The 18,018-nt window shown below is 54.7% G+C and carries 21 protein-coding genes; all 21 read right to left on the bottom strand.

What is annotated here, in order from left to right:
* Window positions 1-41: 41 nt before the first annotated feature.
* Window positions 42-800 (bottom strand): flagellar type III secretion system pore protein FliP, encoded by a 759-nt coding sequence (gene fliP, locus BP26_RS0110175; protein WP_029920475.1) that lies wholly within the window; start codon window positions 798-800, stop codon window positions 42-44.
* Window positions 797-1,057, bottom strand: a complete 261-nt coding sequence (locus BP26_RS30120; RefSeq protein WP_169740679.1) for a hypothetical protein — start codon at window positions 1,055-1,057, stop codon at window positions 797-799. Before BP26_RS30120 ends, fliP begins: the two co-directional genes overlap by 4 nt.
* A 248-nt stretch (window positions 1,058-1,305) precedes the next feature.
* Window positions 1,306-1,638 (bottom strand): FliM/FliN family flagellar motor switch protein, encoded by a 333-nt coding sequence (locus BP26_RS0110170; protein WP_051748806.1) that lies wholly within the window; start codon window positions 1,636-1,638, stop codon window positions 1,306-1,308.
* 3 nt (window positions 1,639-1,641) lie between these two features.
* Window positions 1,642-2,442, bottom strand: coding sequence for a FliM/FliN family flagellar motor C-terminal domain-containing protein (locus BP26_RS29425; protein ID WP_157572464.1), 801 nt, complete (start codon window positions 2,440-2,442; stop codon window positions 1,642-1,644).
* On the bottom strand, window positions 2,439-3,719 hold the full coding sequence (locus tag BP26_RS28455) for a flagellar hook-basal body complex protein (RefSeq protein WP_084182981.1): 1,281 nt from the start codon (window positions 3,717-3,719) through the stop codon (window positions 2,439-2,441). The genes BP26_RS29425 and BP26_RS28455 overlap by 4 nt, the downstream gene beginning before the upstream one ends.
* Window positions 3,720-4,139, bottom strand: coding sequence for a flagellar hook assembly protein FlgD (locus BP26_RS0110160; protein ID WP_029920472.1), 420 nt, complete (start codon window positions 4,137-4,139; stop codon window positions 3,720-3,722).
* A gap of 718 nt (window positions 4,140-4,857) precedes the next feature.
* The gene (locus BP26_RS0110155) at window positions 4,858-5,322 is read right to left on the bottom strand and encodes a hypothetical protein (RefSeq protein ID WP_029920471.1); all 465 of its coding nucleotides are present in this window, start codon (window positions 5,320-5,322) and stop codon (window positions 4,858-4,860) included.
* Window positions 5,319-6,632 (bottom strand): FliI/YscN family ATPase, encoded by a 1,314-nt coding sequence (locus BP26_RS0110150; protein WP_029920470.1) that lies wholly within the window; start codon window positions 6,630-6,632, stop codon window positions 5,319-5,321. Before BP26_RS0110150 ends, BP26_RS0110155 begins: the two co-directional genes overlap by 4 nt.
* Window positions 6,629-7,369 carry a FliH/SctL family protein gene (locus tag BP26_RS27520; RefSeq protein ID WP_157572463.1) on the bottom strand — a complete coding sequence of 247 codons (741 nt, stop codon included), beginning with the start codon at window positions 7,367-7,369 and terminating at the stop codon, window positions 6,629-6,631. Before BP26_RS27520 ends, BP26_RS0110150 begins: the two co-directional genes overlap by 4 nt.
* A 3-nt stretch (window positions 7,370-7,372) precedes the next feature.
* Window positions 7,373-7,894, bottom strand: coding sequence for a hypothetical protein (locus BP26_RS29420; protein WP_157572462.1), 522 nt, complete (start codon window positions 7,892-7,894; stop codon window positions 7,373-7,375).
* Window positions 7,891-9,321 (bottom strand): flagellar basal-body MS-ring/collar protein FliF, encoded by a 1,431-nt coding sequence (gene fliF / locus BP26_RS28450; RefSeq protein ID WP_084182980.1) that lies wholly within the window; start codon window positions 9,319-9,321, stop codon window positions 7,891-7,893. Before fliF ends, BP26_RS29420 begins: the two co-directional genes overlap by 4 nt.
* Window positions 9,322-9,385: 64 nt before the next feature.
* A complete protein-coding gene (gene fliE / locus BP26_RS0110135; protein WP_051748804.1) occupies window positions 9,386-9,685 on the bottom strand; it encodes a flagellar hook-basal body complex protein FliE in 300 nt (99 codons plus the stop codon).
* Window positions 9,682-10,125: a flagellar basal body rod protein FlgC gene (gene flgC, locus BP26_RS28445; RefSeq protein ID WP_084182979.1), complete on the bottom strand. Its 444-nt coding sequence runs from the start codon at window positions 10,123-10,125 to the stop codon at window positions 9,682-9,684. The genes fliE and flgC overlap by 4 nt, the downstream gene beginning before the upstream one ends.
* The gene (locus tag BP26_RS27515) at window positions 10,122-10,517 is read right to left on the bottom strand and encodes a flagellar basal body rod protein FlgB (protein WP_051748803.1); all 396 of its coding nucleotides are present in this window, start codon (window positions 10,515-10,517) and stop codon (window positions 10,122-10,124) included. The genes flgC and BP26_RS27515 overlap by 4 nt, the downstream gene beginning before the upstream one ends.
* 33 nt (window positions 10,518-10,550) lie before the next feature.
* Window positions 10,551-11,714: a flagellar basal body P-ring protein FlgI gene (gene flgI, locus BP26_RS0110125; protein WP_029920465.1), complete on the bottom strand. Its 1,164-nt coding sequence runs from the start codon at window positions 11,712-11,714 to the stop codon at window positions 10,551-10,553.
* On the bottom strand, window positions 11,715-12,293 hold the full coding sequence (locus BP26_RS0110120) for a flagellar basal body L-ring protein FlgH (RefSeq protein ID WP_029920464.1): 579 nt from the start codon (window positions 12,291-12,293) through the stop codon (window positions 11,715-11,717). It abuts the gene before it with no gap.
* Entirely contained in the window at window positions 12,290-13,216 is a 927-nt protein-coding gene (gene flgA, locus BP26_RS27510) for a flagellar basal body P-ring formation chaperone FlgA (RefSeq protein WP_084182978.1), read from the bottom strand. Before flgA ends, BP26_RS0110120 begins: the two co-directional genes overlap by 4 nt.
* A gap of 45 nt (window positions 13,217-13,261) precedes the next feature.
* Entirely contained in the window at window positions 13,262-14,041 is a 780-nt protein-coding gene (gene flgG / locus BP26_RS0110110; RefSeq protein ID WP_029920462.1) for a flagellar basal-body rod protein FlgG, read from the bottom strand.
* Window positions 14,042-14,110: 69 nt separating this feature from the next.
* Window positions 14,111-14,848 carry a flagellar hook-basal body protein gene (locus BP26_RS0110105; RefSeq protein WP_029920461.1) on the bottom strand — a complete coding sequence of 246 codons (738 nt, stop codon included), beginning with the start codon at window positions 14,846-14,848 and terminating at the stop codon, window positions 14,111-14,113.
* 30 nt (window positions 14,849-14,878) lie between these two features.
* Window positions 14,879-16,924, bottom strand: coding sequence for a flagellar biosynthesis protein FlhA (gene flhA, locus BP26_RS0110100; protein WP_029920460.1), 2,046 nt, complete (start codon window positions 16,922-16,924; stop codon window positions 14,879-14,881).
* On the bottom strand, window positions 16,924-18,015 hold the full coding sequence (locus tag BP26_RS0110095; RefSeq protein ID WP_029920459.1) for an EscU/YscU/HrcU family type III secretion system export apparatus switch protein: 1,092 nt from the start codon (window positions 18,013-18,015) through the stop codon (window positions 16,924-16,926). Before BP26_RS0110095 ends, flhA begins: the two co-directional genes overlap by 1 nt.
* Window positions 18,016-18,018 lie beyond the last annotated feature (3 nt).

Here is an 18,018-nt window from a genome sequence, read left to right as displayed (position 1 = left end):
CAGACACCGATGGAACCTCGGACCAAGAGCATTTATGTAGATCAATGAAAACTTCGCACAAGAGCCCCAACTAACAGGCTCCAACCATCGATCAATACGAACATCAAAATCTTGAGTGGCAGGGATAATGTCAGCGGTGGAACCATGATCATGCCCAGGGACATTAATACACTTGCCACAACAATATCGATCAAGATAAATGGCAAGAAAACGATGAAGCCGATTTCAAAAGCACTGCGCAATTCGCTCAGCATGAAAGCCGGAATTAGCTGAAACATTCCGACTTGGGCAGCAGACTCGGGAACGGTTTTGTGCGATAGCTCAAAGATCAAGGCAATATCTCTTTCGCGCGTTTGGCGAATTAGAAATTCCTTCAATGGTGCTGAACCCGCATCAACAGCCTGTGACTCGGAAAGCTTCCCGGCGAGATATGGACTGACGGCTGCGGAATCAATCCGGTCGATTACCGGAGACATCGTAAAAATCGTTAGAAAGAAGGCCAGCCCTATCAGCACAACGTTCGGCGGCGTAGTGGTCATTCCAATTGCCTGCCGCAACATCGCTAAAACAATGATGATTCGGGTGAAGGATGTCACTGCAACTAGCATTGCGGGCAACAGGCTGAGTGCCGTCAAGAACAAGATTGTCTTTAGTGGACCGGACAAGGCTTGGCCGTGACTACTTGAAAAAGCAACCGATCCACCCGGAAAAGCGATGGCTGCAGCGTGCACCGAAGCGGCCACACCCATCAGAGCCAGCATTGGAACTAACTGTAAAAATCCCTTTCGCAATGAGGTCATGGGCAAGACGAATCTATTTTTTTCGGCGCGGTGCTCTCATGACCGGTCAAAAGCAGCAGCGCATGCCCGTTGTCGGCAAATGCAATCCGCTCTCCTTCGGTTGTTTCAATTACGACTATCATGAGCTTGCCGCCGACACGGCGGACGTTCAGTACTTTTATCTGTCCACCGGACTCTTTTACCCCCCTCCAGCCCGAACGGCGCCGGCCTAGATAAATCGTCGTGGCGCCGGCAACTAATATGGCCAGTGACGCCAACAATGAAACGCCGAGTTTGGTCTCGACCGGATCGTCCCCATGCCGAAATTGGATGGGGGCAGTAGATGTCGCCGGAGGCTCCGTAGATGGCAGAACTTGGGCAAATACTATTGCTGGTAGCACTGCAATCGCGGCGACCAGAACTGATATCAATCGCTTAAATCTAGTTGGGAATGCAGTAGTCAAAACCGAATACCCAGCACAGGCGTAGCGAAACTGTGAAAAAGGAACATCTTCCGCGTTACACACTATCGAGCAGCAAGTTCCGTGATGCGTAGGCCAAGACTGTTATCGACCACAACCAGCTCGCCCCTGGCAATCACCTTGCCGTCAATTAATAACTCAAGTGGTTCGTCGATCCGCCGGTCCAACTGAAGTACCTCCCCGCTCTTCATCTCGAATAGCGATCCAATACTTAACTCGGCGCCCCCCAAGAGAACCGAGACCTTAACCTTTACTCCGCGGATTACTTCCTGCGGCCGCTCAAGAAGATTGGCGCCTCCGGTGCGGGGGCTAAGCTCCGAAAACACCACCCGTTGAACTTCGGGCTGCTGTGCGGCAGGAGTTACATTGTCGGTCATTGATTAATCTCTGGAAGTTTCAATTGCTGACAGCTGGATCGCAAAGCGATCTTCGGTGCGTCCGAGTTTGCACAGGGAAAGCGGCAGATTATTCGGGCCATATACGGTCCATGAGGCTTCCGGTGGATGGTTAAAAATGACCACGCTGCCTTCGACCAGCTCGTCCAAATTTCCCAGGGTGAGTCCGTCCGCGCTCAATTGCACATTGAAGGGAACTAGCGTGTTGCGAGTGACCAAGCTTAGGCGTTCCAAATGCGCAGTCCTAAGATTTCGCGAAGGCATCCTCGGTACGAGGCTTCTTACTGATTCATACGGAAATACGCACTTCAGCTCGATCTTTTCTAGCGAACATCTCAACGTCACAGCACCGGACCACTTCGCATACAGTTTTGGAGGAATTACGACCCCAGACTCGGATTTTATCTCCTCGTTTGCAGAGATAGCGGAATGCATTAAGCGATCAAAAAGGTCGAATAGGATCTTATGCCCCAGATCTTCCGAAAAATCCGACCTTCCAACGCCGGAAGAAGCCGACAGCGGGGCTGAGAAATACTCCAAAAGCGAAGATGCACTTCCATTTTTAAAACATATCCAGGCGATCGGACCAAACCGGGATTGCAGACTTACCCAATTGTCATCGAGGTCGACTTCCTCCGCTTCGAGCCTCGTTGCACGCTCGCATACGGGAGTACGGGCCTTGTTGCCCCAATGTCTCGACCAAGCGGCCAGGGCCTCGGTGAACTTGTCCACTACTCCTGACAGATGATGTTCGCCGATAAAAAGGCATGGGCTGTACTGCATCACCCGGCATTCCCATTCAGATCGGAGTACAGCTTTGTAAGTAACTGGCTGGAGACATTCAGCACTTCCGACCCGCCCTGGAAGGCCTGTTGCAAAACAATAATCTGGGAGAATTGTTGGGAAAGATCGACGTTCGCCAACTCGATATTTCCCGATTCGATCGAACCAAATTGATTTTGACCGGCGACGCCGTACTCGGGCTGCTCGACCGCGGCGGTACCTCCCAACTTGAACTGCGAGGATCCCACTTGAATCAAAGTGTTGGGATCCGTGAACGACGCCAACGCAAGTTGCTGCCCAGTGCTTGTGTCGCCGTTGGAATAGGTCAATTGAATGCTGCCGCTACCATCGATGGTTTGCTGAGTCAGGGTTCCAATAGGCTTTCCATCAGAAGATGCGACTTTCACGGAAGATCCAGAAGTACCAGCTGCCTGCGACGTAACCCCGCTGAAGGAGCCAGGGCTGCCGAAATTGATCGTGATCGGCTGAGTACTCGCGTTTCCCGGCAGAGTGATACTCAGAGTATTGGCTCCCTGCTCGGGCGTTCCGGTACTGTCGAAAGTTATCGAAGCGTTTGAAAGAAGCTGGTCGCCGGAAGAATCCTTAGCCGTAACATTCCAAGTGGTTGTTGAAGTAGAAGTGCTTCCTGAACCTGTCCCTCCCGAGCCCGAAGAACTCGTTGCCAGCGTAAATGTGAATGCGAGCGTCTGATTGGACCCATCGGGTTCGACGACAGAGACATTCGATAGGGTATAACTACTCTGGTTCGTCGACAGGGTTCCCGAAAGCGCTACTTGCGTCGTTGCAACAGGCGCCGTCTTGGCGTTCATGTCGATCTGGATATCACTAAGCGCGCCGTTCGCTCCCAAAGCTTGCACTCGATCCTTAGTCGCGCCGTCAATAAGAAACCCGCTCTGATCGAAGGTAAACTGCCCCGCTTGCGAGTACAGGATTTGCCCGTCGCTTTTCTTGAGCACAAAAAAGCCATTGCCGTTGATTGCCAGATCGGTAGGGCTGCCAGTCGATTGAAAGGTACCTTGCGCGAAGCTCTGCAATGTCCCAACGTATTCGACTCCTTCGCCCGGGTTGCTATCCAGGCCGAAATTGGAGCCCGGACTATCCCCTTTTGCACCTACTGGACCAAGATCTCGGAAGAGAACGCTACTGGCCTTGAAGCCTGCCGAATTTAGATTCGCGACATTGTTGCTGATGACGTTGAGTGCGTCCGAAAATCCAGTTAGGCCCGTAAGACTGGTATAGATGCTGCTGAAAGCGGACATTTAACTGCCTCCTTGAACCAGCGTTACTTGGGTAGGGTCCACGTTTTGCACCAAAGTCCCATCTCCCTGCGTCACAGTCAGCAAAGGAGATCCGTTGTTGTATTGAACCGTGGAGACTTGGCCCGTAACAATGGTGCCGTTTTGGGTCAACTCGACGATATGTCCAAGCAGACTCAGGGCTTGGCCAGATGCCTGCACACTTAGCAGCCCGGTAAGGTTGTCGCTGATCACCTGGTTCTGTTCGATGCTAGTGAACTGAGCGAGCTGCGCCAGAAACTGCGCATTGTCGACCGGCTGTAGCGGATCCTGAAAGGTCAGTTGTGTAAGGAAGAGCTTGATGAAATCGCTCTCTTGCAAACCGGTATTTTGAACTCCGTTGACGCCGCTGCCGACGGAGCCTCCAATTGCGTTCACTGCCATGATATATCCCCGAATCTCATTTCGTTCGACTAGCCACCACTAGAATCTATCCCGCTCGTTGCTCGAACTACCCGGTATACGGGAGCTTTAACAAGTTCACGCCCATTGATCTTGAGCCCAGCGAGAGCCAGCCCGCTCCATGATATTTCCCGATCAATTAGATCGTGTAGTGAAGCGATAGCGGGGGCTCCGAGCTGGGAATTTTGAATCCACACGCTAGCCTCGTTCCCAGACAAGGCGACCGTAACCCGCGCACCCGTTCCTTCGTCGTTCTCAGTTGGCGGATTCTGCCGGGCACAAGCGTTACCCGCCATATCGGTGGTATCACTGCCCTCTAGGAGCGGATCCCTGAAGGGGGCGGTTGGAGGAGCGACCGAACCGATGATATTGAGCTCCGCCTTATTTCCGAGGGTCACGATTGCAGTGGCGCTGCTTGCTAGTGCAAAGTCGACCTTAACCGATGAGACAGCGGATTTTGGTATTGCGACCGGGGATGCCTCCTCCATCATCGTAGAGGCTTCGGTCTGCACATGCTTTTCTACGTCACAACCAGATGGGGCATCGGATATCGACAACCTGCGGCCTGCGGCCTCGAACCAATTTTTGAAGTCAGTTGCGTCCCATTGCGTGCGCTCATGCGTGGAGAGCTCGCTTGAGCGCTCTGCCAATATTCCTGGTATAGAGAAAGAACTGCCAAGATTTGAGGGTGTGATTGCCATTAGATCGTCTTCCAATCTACCTGGTGCCGACCTAAAACCAATTCGTCGAGTACTTTCTGGGAAGCAGCCTGCTCCAACCTAGAAAGTCTGGCCGTCTCTTCACGATCCAGCGTTTCAAGCCGAAGCAGCTGGAGTGACTTGCTTACCAAGATGTCAACAGCAAGTTGTTTCTCGTTCTCCGAGCGATCACGCTGTTCTCGCAAGCGGGTCACCGACGCTGCTGACTCAGCTACATGATGACCCGCCAGTGAATAAAGCGAGAGATTGAATATTTCGCCCCTGCCAGGTAGTGTCTGCGCGAATTCGAGCGCACTACGAAATTCCGTCTCCGCCGATCCGCATTCCTCTTCCCGAAGCGAATGCACCTCGATTGCCTTGCGCAGTTCCGCCATCGCTTCGCCCTTCTGGATGTGGGTGCTTCTAGCAATAGCTCGGACGATGAGTTGCTTTCGCGTCGAAGTCACAGTGTCTTCTCCGCAAGCAGGTTCCTAAGCTGGGCAATCGCCTCGATTCTTGGCATCCGAGCCTTAACTGGCTGGGAGAAAAATTGCTCCAATCGCGGCCTCACTCGGAACACATAGTCCAAGCGAGTGTTCGATCCCGCTTTATAAGCACCCAACTCCACCAGATCCTTGGACTCGATATAGTCCGCTTCGATTTTTGTAACCTCGCGGGCGACTGCCAATTCGTTGGCGGATGCCAACTGAGACGATAGGCGACTGAGGCTCTTGAGTATATCCACCGCCGGATAGCGGCCTCGATTGGCGATATCTCGTGACAGCACGATATGTCCATCAAGGATTGAGCGAGCGCTATCCGCAATAGGATCGTTCAGATCATCTCCTTCGACCAGTACTGTATAAAAGGCTGTAATCGCACCATGACCGCCGTCGCCTGGACCCGCGCGTTCGACCAGCTGTGGCATTACACCGAAGACCGATGGTGTATACCCCCGAGCGGTCGGAGGTTCACCCATGGCGAGACCGATTTCGCGCCTAGCCATCGCAAACCTGGTCAGGGAGTCAAACAGCAATGCAACGGAGAGTCCTTTGTCCCGAAAATATTCGGCGATCGTAGTTGCAGTGTAGGCCGCATGGGAACGCTCCAGAGCACTTCGCTCCGCCGGCGCCACTACAACCACAGATCGTTCTGCCGCGGCACCAAGATTTTCCTCGACGAACTCGCGGATTTCTCGGCCGCGCTCTCCAATCAGAGCAACGACGTTGACGTCAGCGGTACTGTTTTGAGCCAACATGCCCAGCAGTTGACTCTTACCCACTCCACTACCGGCAAATATTCCCAAGCGCTGGCCGACACCGACGGGCGTCAGTACATCAATGGCTTTGATACCTGTTTCGAAAAGTGTCTTTATGCGTCCCCGGTGCACGGGATTTCCCGGGGCGGCAAGTAGCGGACGGAAGTGCTCAGCCGATATTTGCGGGCGGTCATCTAGCGGCACTCCATGAGCATCGATAATTCGTCCTAGTAACTTCTGGCCCACTGCAATATGCAAGGAGCGGCCTGTGGCAACGACCTCGCTTCCCGGACGAATGCCCTGCAGATCTCCGTGCGGCACAAGCAAAACGTTGCCATCACGAAAACCCATTGTTTCAGCGAGCACGGGATGGATTCTCCCCGGAGGATAAACTTCGCAGAGCTCACCGAGTGAAGCATCCGGACCGTGAGACTCGAGGATCAGCCCGGAGTATTGCCGGACATGGCCCAAGCGCGGCGTCAATTCCGCTGATCTGACTGCGGCGGCATAGTGTTTCATGGCTGGCGGTCCGATGAGTCGACATCGGCTTTCTGAACGTCCAGCAAAACTGATTTCAGACGCTCGATCTGGGTTTCCAAGCGGGCATCAAGCGTACCTCGCGAGCTTTCGACGATACAACCGCCGAGCATCACCCGAGGGTCCTCCACCAGACGAATAGCGCCCCGCTGATCCTCGAGTTCTATGAGAACTGGCTCGACCAGTAGCGCCTCGTAGTCATCCGGGCTAACCCGAACGACCATGGGTTCCGCTCCCGAAGAGGCACGACGCGTCTGTTCCACAACTTCAGCTATTGCTTGATGCGAAGCTTGCCTGCGACCCAAAATTTTAACAACGGACTCAAATGCAATCGCAACCGCCTCTTCGGCCAAGCGAGATTCGCTCTCGGCTTTCGTGCGTTCAATGCCCTCGATGACACTAAGCAGCCGCTCTACGCGAAGCCGCCATTCTTCCTTGCCAGCATGCTGTCCCGCACTCAAGCCGTCTTGATACCCGCGCTCGCGCGCTTCGGCAAGCGCCGTCGAGTGGACGTCGGCCTGCAATTCCTCGGCGGATTCGATTCCGCGTATAGAAGCAGCAGCAATCTCTCCGAGACCCATGACATCCGCAAGGGCGCCCGTTGCAGCCGGAAAGGCCGCAGCTTCATGTGAGAGCTCTGATTCTGCATCGCCAGCCTGGAGCACATAGTCTCGGCTCGGGGCGGGTAAGCGACGGATGATTGGATTTACATTCGTCACGGGCTAGTCCGCGATACCCACAAGCGAATCGAATTTCTGATCGGGTGGCCCGAGACGGCTTCGCTCGGTTCGGATACGGGCGGCAAGCTGTACAACTAGCCACTCCGCCAAGACCACGTTCTGAGCTGACTTGTCGCGAGCTAGAAGCTCCTTAACGACATTTCGGCTGGGCAAATCGAGACTTCTAAGAACATCCTCCGACCAACGCCAGTTTTCAACCTGCATCAGAAGGGCAACGCTGGCTGGCGGCAAACTCCGAACTAGTGGTACGACTTCTTTTGTTGCCGCGAGGCGCACACTTGCAAGATCAGAATCGTCGCTGCGCCTGACCCGGGGGGAGGGTATCGAGGCATTCCGCATTTTATGAAGTTCGACAGTCAAAGCTGCTGGCGGGATTCGCAAGAATTCATCAAGCGCTGGCTTGATCTTGTCCCTTTCTCCCGACTCCAGTCGCTTCCATATCCAGTTGCGGTCATGCGAGCTAAGAGCCGCCAACTGCACTGCCGCCTTGCGAGTCGGGCTCATGCAGATCTCTCGCCACTTGGAATGTCTTTTAGACCGAGCCGGATCTCTTCGATGAGCTTCTCGCGCTCCAATTTTGTCAAACGCGGCTCACCACGACTATTGCGGCCGAGTACAAATGCCGCCACAGCGATAGCCAACAGACCGATCAAAGCGGCCGCTAGGTCCAGCGGGGAGTTTATTCTTTTTGCTGTGCCGCCAAGGAGCGGATTGCCCTCACTAGGTGTCCCACCTGGGATGGCATCCTTCGAACCGGGTACTGAATGCCCGGGATTTAGAGTTGCCACCCCATATACTGCTATTCGATCATTACGCCGGAGATCGGCCCCTACTGCGGTGGAAACGAGGCCCTGCAACTGTTCCAGACTCATGTTGCCAAGCAGGGCTTCCGGAACCAGCACACCGACTGAAAGCTGATCGATAGTCCCAGGCATCTTTTCTATTTGCTCTGAGTACTGGCTCCCTCGATGTACGATCGCGTCGGCATGCACGGCCAATGCAGCCAAAGGGTTCGAGTTATCGGCCTTTGCACCATCCCCTGCTGGGTCTGCCGATGTTCCGGATAGTTCGTTATGCAGTTGTGAGAGCTCCGTGCTTTTGGGTGCCTCAAGCGAGGTCTCTTGGCGACTGGAACTGATCTTATCCATCCGCAGCCTGACATCAACGCTGACCGCCACAGAACCAGGCGGAAAGATAGCTCTGAGAAGATCGTAGACTTTTGCTGCCAAACGCGCCTCAACGGCCTCTTCATCCCGCACGCGCTCTCGAACCGGATTGGATTCGGAGGCTCCCGAATCCGTGGAGGCCAGATCGACCCCGCGATAATCATGGATCGAAACGGCGTCAGGCTTGAGGCCAGGCACTGCCGCGGCAACAAGCCGTCGAATACCTTTGATCTGCGCTTCCGGAAGCCCATGATCGGGGCGGGTCATCAGTGTAACCGAGGCTTTGGCTTGGTCTTCGCCTTTCCGAAAGAGTGTTGACTCAGGAAGAACCAGATGCACGCGGGCGTAGCGCACTCCATCCAGCGACATAATAGTCCTGGTCAATTCTCCTTCAAGGCCGCGTTCATAGTTGATCCGCTGCGAAAATTCGGTCATTCCAAAATCGGAGTTGTTGAAAAGCTCGAACCCAACCGGATTTCGCTGCGCCGTTCCGTGCTCGGCGACCTTCACCCTCAATTCGTCACGCCGCTCCTGGGGCACCAGCACTGCACCGGTCTTTGAGTCAATCTTGTACGGCGCATGGAGTGATTCAAGATCTGCCACCAAAGACGCACTGTCTTCAGGTGCTGCGCCGTCAAATAGTGGAATGAAATCGGGATTAAGCACCCAATAGGCTGCAACGGCAATGAAAGCAACCACCGCAACGACTGCGGCAGCAAAGCTAAATTTCCGAATTCCAGTCAATCCCCGCCACCACTCAATCATCGACACGCCTTCCGTTGTTTACATGTACCTCGCATCACTCGGGACATATCCCCCGTGATACGGCTCAAATTTGCATCTTCAAGATATCTTGGTAGGCATCGAGGAGACGATTGCGTATTTGAACAACCATATTCAGCGACTCTTTGGCGGATTCGATCGAGATCATCACACCGTGTAGGCTTTCAGCTTTGCCCACCGCAAGTTTTTGCACTTCAAGGTTGGCCGAGTTGATCTTTGCATTGGTGCTATCGATCAGCTTGCCGAATGCATCCGCAAAACCACTCGCCGAATTAACGCTTTCGGCCAAAGCCGCAACGGAAGGGGCTATCAAAGCGACACCAATAGGGCTAATCGCTGCGCTCATCGGCTGCTCCCGATTTCCAACGCCCGGCTGAGCATGGCTTTCCCCGCGTTGAGTGCCCTTACATTCGCTTCATAAGCGCGCACAGAAGAAAGCACCGTCACCATTTCTTCTACGGCGTTCACGGGAGAAATTGAAACGAAACCTTTTTCATCGGCTGCAGGATTTCCAGGATCGTATTCGAGCCGCGGGCTGGCATCGACCGTTTGCACCTGTACCCGTCCGACGCCACTCAGCGATTCAGCCCCAATCTGGCTGCCGTCCAGCACCCGTTCAAAATCGGGCGCGGTAGACGCTATGACGCGACGCGGGGTATAAGGATTCTTGATACTTCCTTCACTCGCATGTGCATTTGCGATGTTGGTTGAGGCAACTTCAAGCCTGAGACGCTCCAACGACATTCCGGAGGCACTGATTGCAAAAATACGCGTAAAGTCCATCATGCAGCACCTCCGTTTACGGCGAGTTTGCCAATCGATCCCAGTTGGTCGAGGGCCGTCAGCAATGCTTCGTACTGAAGCGTGTTTTGAGTGAGCTGTGTGATTTGATCATCCAGCCGCATTGCCTGGTCGGTTTGAGTGGACGGAACAGCCGCCTGCTCTACAAAAGGATGTACTGCATCCGCCAAGCCGATAAGTTCGCTATCGCTGTAATTTCCAGAAGCCACCGCCGTTTGCAGAGCGGCGAGCTGCTGTTCAAAATTTAGCTGCAACGGCCGGTAACCAGTCGTATCGACATTAGCAATGTTGTTGGACAGCACTTGATATCTGTCCATGTACGCATCCAACGACATCCGCGCAATTCTGGATGTGGCACTCGCAAGTGCATCGATCACTTCACACTCCTTCTTCTGCGATAGATCCGCGATTTATTGAATAATCAGTTCGGCGTGCAAAGAACCTGCGCGCTTGATTGCTTCGAGTATCGAGATAGTATCTCTGGGCGACACTTTGATTTTATTCAAGGCGATCACAAGGTCTGAAACCCTGGCTCCCTCCGGCATGGTCACCGCTGGTTTAGCAACTTCGTCGACGTCCAGATCTACGTCCGGTAAAGCGGTCGAGCGAAATCCATGACCGTGCTGCCCGACCAGAATCGGCGAAGAGGATGAGTAGTCGGTCGAGACCGAAACCTTTAGTTCGCCATACGACACTGTCACATTGCCGAGCCGGACGTCGCCGCCGCTAACGACGGTACCAGTGCGTTCGTTGACCACCACGCGCGCTGCCTGGTCGGGATGAATCGCCGTGCCTTCGATCGTTCCGATCGTGCTAACCAAGTGAAACCGCTCATCTTCTGTTAGGCGAACAGCGATGCGTGAAGCATCCACGGCTTGGGCACGCACAACATTGCCACCTTCAATCGGAGGCATGCGAGCATTGATTGCATCCGCCGCGCGGGCAGCCGTCGTGTAATCGGGGCTGTCGAGCAGCAGAAAGACATTTCCCGATTGACTAACGATATGCGAGGTCGTGGAAGCTTCGACTATCGCTCCTCCAGGAATCTGGCCGACGGTCGGATGGTTTTTCTGCACGACATTGCCGAAAGCGTCGTAACGAAAACCGCCGACTGAGAGTGGCCCCTGTGCAAGGGCATAAATCTGTTCATCAGGCCCCTTGAGCGGCGCCAACATCAAGGTACCGCCAAGCAAGCTGCGCGCGTCTCCGATCGACGCGACGTTGATATCGAGCTTGTCTCCCGGACTGATAAAAGGCGGCAATGTCGAGGTGATGATGACAGCGGCGATATTGCGTGAAGAGATTTCATCGCTAGTAACCCGCAGCCCAAACCGGGTCAAGGTATTGGCGATCGACTGCAAAGTCGGCTCATTACGAGAGCTATCGCCAGTGCCAGCCAGACCGACGACCAAACCATAGCCGACCAGAGCGTTGTCCCGCACACCCTCGATATGCACCAGATCCTTCAGACGGATCAGATCATCTTCGGGGACACCGGCTGATGCGGTCGCAGGCGCCAGCATTCCAACTGCGGCGAACAGACTCAGCGTGAAATGGGCTGTGAAAGTCCGCATCTATAACCCCAAAAGTCCAAACAGCCGGGATATCCAGCTCTCGCTTTGATTGCGGTCCGTGAACCCTTTACCGGAGTAGACGATTTCTGCGTTGGTTAAACGCGTAGATAAAACGACGTTATCCGATGAAATATCGATTGGACGGACAATACCGGAGACAGCAATCAGCTGCGTATCGCCATTGACCGTTATTTTCTGCGTGCCATGAACGGCCAGATCCCCATTGGATGCCACATCCTGTACGCGTACCGAGATTTCAGCCTGCAACGTACCTGACCTCGCCGTGGAAGCCTGACCATTGAAGCTGCGCTTCAGATCCAACCCCACCGTAGACTGCTTGGTAGGGTTCGTAACATTAGCTGAGGCGTTCGTTTCCTTGGTCGCAGCCGAGTTGGCCTGGTTCTGTGCAGTAGAAGTTTCAACAACCAGAACAGTTAGAGCATCCCCGACTCGAAAAGATCGGGCATCCGAGGTCAGGGCTTGGTAGGAAGTCGGCTGGTACAAGCTCGCGGCCTGCGCGGACAGCGCGCAGATGAATATGCTCAGAATTGAAATTCTTGCGGCACTAGCAAAAATCATGGTGCAATCTCAACATCCCCGGGTTTGTCGATTTCCCCAACTACTTCGCTGAGGCTTCTTTCATTTCGAACCAGGATGCGATCTCCGACAAACCCTGATTGCATGGCAACAGCGGCAGTTTCTACCCTGATCGCTCCGCTGGAATAGTGAACAGCCACCGCATCTCCGGCGACGACGTCCGGGCGACGGACTATATCCCCCTTTCTGAGGATGTCGCCTTCACGTATTGCATGGTTTGTCGAATATCCTTTCAGATCGAAGTCCGCTGATACAGCGAGCCCGTCCAGGGCAGCCCAGTCGACCTCAGCCGCCTGCATCGAGAAGGCACCCAGATCTTGATGGATCGCCAAATCCCGCGGAGCTTGCATGGCCGGCCGCATTGCCGACACGGAAAACCAGATTGGTAGGCGCCAAGTGGCACGTCCTGGCTCACTGACCGCAACATCCACCACCATGCGCCTGCTTATGCGGTCCGTTAATGGCGGAAGGACGTCGAAACGCGTGCCGGGATTGACCGAACGCGAAGCATTCAACGCTTCAGTTGGCACAACGACAATATCTTGATACTGCTTAGAAAGCGCGGCCTTGAGTAATCGGCTTGCCTGCTCGGTGAGGCCGGGCATATCCATCGGAACGGCAAGTGATGTCAGGCGAAGCAATGAAACACCTTGCCAGTGGACCGGGCAGCGTCCATCTGCAATCACACGGTCAATGGCCACCATGACATCCTGTCTGGATATCGTCATCGAAGCATTTCTATCAGACATCCTCATTTGAATCGACCGTAGGCGCGCACGGCACTCCGCATCACCACCTTCAATGGCAACGACATTTTCAAGCGGAATAGAGGTAACGCTAACATCAAGTGCCGCCTCGCTCTTAAAAGCGATCACAGTCGATAAATCAGAACCAAACACTTGCATCGAACAACTCAACAATAACAATTGCGCCCAGCTCAAACGCACGACTTACGAAGGTCGCAGGCTGTTGATTGTGGAGAGCAAGGTATCCGAAATCTGAATGATCTTCGAATTCATCTGGTAAGCCTGTTGCGCGACCACCAGATTGACAAGCTCACTCGTCAGATCGACGTTAGATGATTCCAGATAACCCTGGCTCAGCGTACCCGCGCCGTTCTGTCCAGGCATTGCCAGATACGCCTGTCCGGAGTCGCTCGTCGCGGCAAAAACCCCTTGGCCGAGCGACTGCAACCCTTCGGGATTGACAAAATTGGCCAGCTGTATCTGGCCCAGCGCGACCGGTGCCTGCTGACTGGGAACGGTGGCCGTAACCGTGCCGTCGGGCCCTACCGTTATCTGCGTTGCATCCGCAGGAATCCGGATTTTTCCCGCCAGTTGATAGCCCCCTTGCGTCTCCAGGTTGCCGTCCTGATCCAACTTGAACGAGCCTGCCCGGGTATATAAAGACTGACCGTTACCGTCGGCTATTTCGAAAAAGCCGAGGCCGTTAACAGCCAAATCCAGCGGATTGCTGGTCTGGGTAAGACTACCCGGCGTGAAGATCTGGTTGGTGCTTGCGATGGCCGCGCCCAATCCCACCTGGTTCGACCGCGCATCGAGGCTTTTGGGGACCAAAGCGGTCAAACGACGATAGTAAAGTTCCTCGAAACTGACCCGTCCTTTTTTGAACGCAGTGGTGTTCAGATTGGCAATATTGTTAGAGATGGTGTCGATCTGGGTCTGCTGCACACCCATCCCCGTTGCGCCGATATAGAGAGAATCTATCATCAGAATTGTTCCCGTTTCCCCGTTGATGACTCACCCGCGCACCACAAATGGGCGCGCTGTTTGGCGCCCTTAGAATGTTGCCAACGTATTGATAGCCGCATCCAACATCGTGTCATAAGCCATCATGGCGTTCCGACTCATTTCAAATTGACGCGATGCTTGCATCATCCCTGTCATGTCCTGCACGGGCCGGACATTCGATGTTTCAAGCGCGTTTTGCCGTACCCGGGTTCGCGGTTGGCCATCGATTGCACCAGAATGCGTTGTTGCCTTGAAAAGATCGCTACCAACGTACTCGAGCGCGCGTGGATTCCCGAATTCGGCTATCCGCAGTTTCCCAAGAGGGCGGTCGCCGTCCGTGATCTCCCCGTCGCTAGAAATCTTGATCGAGGCCGATTGGGAATTGCCCGACTGCAAAATGACCTCGCCACCTCCGGCAATTACCGGATCTCCGGCCTGCGTTACAAGCCGGCCCTGGGGATCAACGCGCAGATCGCCACGGCGGGTATAGCGAACGCCCTCTGCCGTGTTGACCGCCAGATAACCTTCACCTTCAAGAGCGATATCCAGCTGCCGAGCGGTGGTTTTTATGGCACCCCCGGTAATATCGGTCTGGACGCCGACATCGCCGGAAGTCCCATATTCCGTTAATGACGACTCGGTGGTACCCATCAGATCGGTCATGGAAAACGGCACCTGGCGCCGGTATCCAGCGGTGGAGGCATTTGCCACATTTTGGCCAAAGTCTCGAATGCGCTCGAGATCAGCGAGCATCGACACTTTCGCGATTGAAATAGGATCGGCCACCCCGCCCTCCCCAAAGACCGTTAAGAACTGCTATGCCTCGACCGTACCGAACGATTTGACCGTTTTGCTATTTGGAATTTCGCTAAGCGAGAGTACTGAAAGGTGCGGCAGTACTCTTTCTGTTAAACGCCGAAGGTGCCTGCGTAACAGCGGGGGGCAGAGTAGCACAGGCATAAGGTTCTGTAACATCATTTCCTCATGCTTTTGTGACAGACGTTTTAGTAATCCTTCAATAACTGACGGTTCCAGTACTAGTCCGGACTGTTTGTCAGTTGCCCGAATTCCGGCACGCAACCGATCTTCGGTTCTTGGATCCAGGGTCAGCACATGCAGCGCCCCGTCATTGGCCCCTAGGCGATCACAGATCATGGGGCCAAGCCGTTCACGTACAGCCTCCGTCAAAACGTCCGGGTCGCGACTTTGGCGCCCATGATCCAGCAGTACTTCGGTAATGAATTCCATATTCCGGATTGGAATGCGCTCGCGCAGGAGGTTCTGCAAAACCCGCTGAATCTCTCCGAATGTCAGCACATTTGGCACCAATTCCTCGAGCAAAGTAGGCTGCCGCTCGCGGACACGCGCGAGAAGCGCTTCAGTTTCAGCGCGCGACAGCAGATCGGCACTATGTGTCTTCATGACTTCGCTGAAATGCGTCACCAGTACCGTCACTGGATCGACCACGGTGTACCCGGCATGCCTGGCCCGCTCCGTGTCCCCCTCGACGATCCATGTCGCACGCAGCCCAAAAGTAGGGTCACGCGCGGCTATTCCACTTAGCGCAGGCCTGTCCCCCCCCGGATTGATCGCAAGAATGTGATCCGGAACCAGATTTCCCCCGGCAATCCTCGCCCCCTGAATCCTGATTTCATAATCGTTCGGCGCCTTGCGCAGGCCGCTACGGACCTTTACTTTCGGGAAAACGAGCCCCAGATCCGACGCAAATTGCTTCCGGAGCGCCTGTACCCGACGCAACAGCGGCCCATCTTCCTGTCCTAGAAGCGGAACCAGCGCATCACCTATATTGATCTCGATCGGATCAACCAGGAGCAGATTCCGAAGATCACCGTCTTCCTCCTGGCTGCCCGCCAGAAGCTCCGGTACCGCTTCCGCAGCTTCGCGCGCTTGATTGCGAAACGCCACTGCCGCCAAAGTGGCATCCAGCGCCAATAGCGCCATCACAGGCCAGAAGGGAATGCCCGGAACGGCAAGAGCCCCCAGCAAAGCACCTCCAATGATCAGCAAGGACCTGGGGTGCCGAGCTACCTGCCTGCCAATTTCTTCGCTCAGGCGGGCGTCGGTGGCCGCGCGGGTGACAATTATGCCGGTGGCTGTCGCGATTACCAGCGCGGGGATCTGCGTAACAATGCCGTCGCCGACTGTAAGCAAAGTGTAAAGATTGAGGGCATCGTTCCACCCCAGGCCCCGCTGGACCATTCCCACCGATAGGCCGCCGACGATGTTGATCAGGATAATCACGATACCCGCGACCGCATCGCCCTTGACGAACTTGCTGGCCCCGTCCATTGCTCCGTAAAAACTGGCCTCCCGTTCGATTTCGCCGCGCCGGCGCTTCGCCTCTACTTCGTCTATCAGCCCCATGTTGAGCTCGGCGTCGATGCTCATTTGCTTGCCGGGCATTGCATCCAGGGTAAACCGCGCCGCCACTTCCGCCACGCGCTGGGCTCCGCTGGTCACAACTACGTATTGCACCACGATCAGGATCAGGAATACCACCAGCCCAATCACGAAATTTCCAGCGACGACGTATTTGCCAATGGTCGCTATGACCTTTCCGGCATCGCCGTGGGACAAAATCAGGCGCGTGGCGGCAACATTTAGAGACAAGCGAAATAGGGTGGCGATAAGGAGCAAGGACGGAAATGTCGAAAATCCCAGCGGCTTGTCTGTATAGAAGGTCAGCAGCAGAATCAGGAGTGCGAAGCTGAAATTAAGGATCAGCAAAAAATCGAGCAACTGCTTGGGGATCGGAAAAAACAGGACAAACAATATGCCCAGCACACATAAGATGATCGCCAGATCACTCTTTGATCCCAGCGCTTTTTTCAGTTTTTCGATCACGATTGGTTCTTAGGAGCAGCCTGTCTCTGACGAATCTGGTATACCCAGCGAAGAACATCAGCAACCGCTGCATAGTGTTCCTCGGGAATAGGACGTCCTATTCGCACCTCACGGTAAAGGGCCCGAGCCAGTCGCGGGTTCGGAACAACGGGAATGCGGTGCCTGAAAGCCGCTTCACGCAGCTTTTGCGCCAACTGGCCGGCGCCTTTTGCTACAACCTCGGGAGCAACAGCCTTGCCGCGCCGGTACTTGACGGCCACAGCATAGTGTTCTGGATTGGTGATCAGCACGTCTGCCTCTTTAACATTCCCCACCGCGGCGCTGCGCCGGCGCATTTCCCTCATCAACGCACGCCGACGCTCCCTGATCCGGGGGTCGCCTTCACGGCGTTTGGTCTCGTCCTTTAGGTCCTTTCGACTCATGCTCATGCGCCGCGCAAAGTCCCAGCGGGTATAAAGCAGGTCGAGCAACGCAATCAGGATAGCCCCGAATCCCAGAATAGTAACCGTTCGTATCGCTTGGTGGCCAAGATTGGCTGCATTTGACCTAGGCCCTACTAGATACAAGGCAGACAGCCCAGGCAAGACGCCGCGCAGAATAAAGAAGGCCAGCGTCAGGAAAACACCCAGCTTCAGACAAACCTTGAAAAAATCAAAAAGCATTTTCTTGGAAACTAGGCGCTTTAGGCCGGCAGCCGGGTTCAGCCGCTGAAAATCGGGGGTCAATGGTGTCGTACTGAAAACCGGCCCGGTCTGCAAGAGATTTCCCAATAGCCCGCCTAGAACCACAAGCACCAAAATGGGGCTCAGAGTAAACGCGGCGTCGCGTGCAATGTGACCGAGCAGGAAAATCGTCCGTGGCAGATCCAGATTGAGCTGTCCGGAGAATCTGAACAGATTTGCAGCCTCGTTCAACGTGCGTTCGATGCTCCACTTACCGAAAGCGGTAATTGCAAGAATCCCGGCCAAAACGGATACCGTGGAGACAACTTCGCTGCTTTTGGCGACAGAACCCTTTTTGCGTGCTTCTTCCAGCTTGAATGGGGTCGCGGGCTCGCCGCGATCCTGATCCGAGCTTTCATCAGCCATGAA

It is taken from the genome of Nevskia soli DSM 19509 (genome assembly GCF_000711955.1).
Lineage (GTDB): Bacteria > Pseudomonadota > Gammaproteobacteria > Nevskiales > Nevskiaceae > Nevskia > Nevskia soli.
This window is presented reverse-complemented; position numbering and strand designations above follow the sequence as displayed.

Bases quoted from the DNA above. Each gene is read 5' to 3' on its own strand.
- fliP (WP_029920475.1), bottom strand. From the start codon at position 800: ATGACCTCATTGCGAAAGGGATTTTTACAGTTAGTTCCAATGCTGGCT.
- BP26_RS0110170 (WP_051748806.1), bottom strand. From the start codon at position 1,638: ATGACCGACAATGTAACTCCTGCCGCACAGCAGCCCGAAGTTCAACGG.
- BP26_RS28455 (WP_084182981.1), bottom strand. From the start codon at position 3,719: ATGTCCGCTTTCAGCAGCATCTATACCAGTCTTACGGGCCTAACTGGA.
- BP26_RS0110160 (WP_029920472.1), bottom strand. From the start codon at position 4,139: ATGGCAGTGAACGCAATTGGAGGCTCCGTCGGCAGCGGCGTCAACGGA.
- BP26_RS0110150 (WP_029920470.1), bottom strand. From the start codon at position 6,632: ATGAAACACTATGCCGCCGCAGTCAGATCAGCGGAATTGACGCCGCGC.
- BP26_RS29420 (WP_157572462.1), bottom strand. From the start codon at position 7,894: ATGAGCCCGACTCGCAAGGCGGCAGTGCAGTTGGCGGCTCTTAGCTCG.
- fliF (WP_084182980.1), bottom strand. From the start codon at position 9,321: ATGATTGAGTGGTGGCGGGGATTGACTGGAATTCGGAAATTTAGCTTT.
- fliE (WP_051748804.1), bottom strand. From the start codon at position 9,685: ATGAGCGCAGCGATTAGCCCTATTGGTGTCGCTTTGATAGCCCCTTCC.
- flgC (WP_084182979.1), bottom strand. From the start codon at position 10,125: ATGATGGACTTTACGCGTATTTTTGCAATCAGTGCCTCCGGAATGTCG.
- flgI (WP_029920465.1), bottom strand. From the start codon at position 11,714: ATGCGGACTTTCACAGCCCATTTCACGCTGAGTCTGTTCGCCGCAGTT.
- BP26_RS0110120 (WP_029920464.1), bottom strand. From the start codon at position 12,293: ATGATTTTTGCTAGTGCCGCAAGAATTTCAATTCTGAGCATATTCATC.
- flgA (WP_084182978.1), bottom strand. From the start codon at position 13,216: ATGCAAGTGTTTGGTTCTGATTTATCGACTGTGATCGCTTTTAAGAGC.
- flgG (WP_029920462.1), bottom strand. From the start codon at position 14,041: ATGATAGATTCTCTCTATATCGGCGCAACGGGGATGGGTGTGCAGCAG.
- BP26_RS0110095 (WP_029920459.1), bottom strand. From the start codon at position 18,015: ATGGCTGATGAAAGCTCGGATCAGGATCGCGGCGAGCCCGCGACCCCA.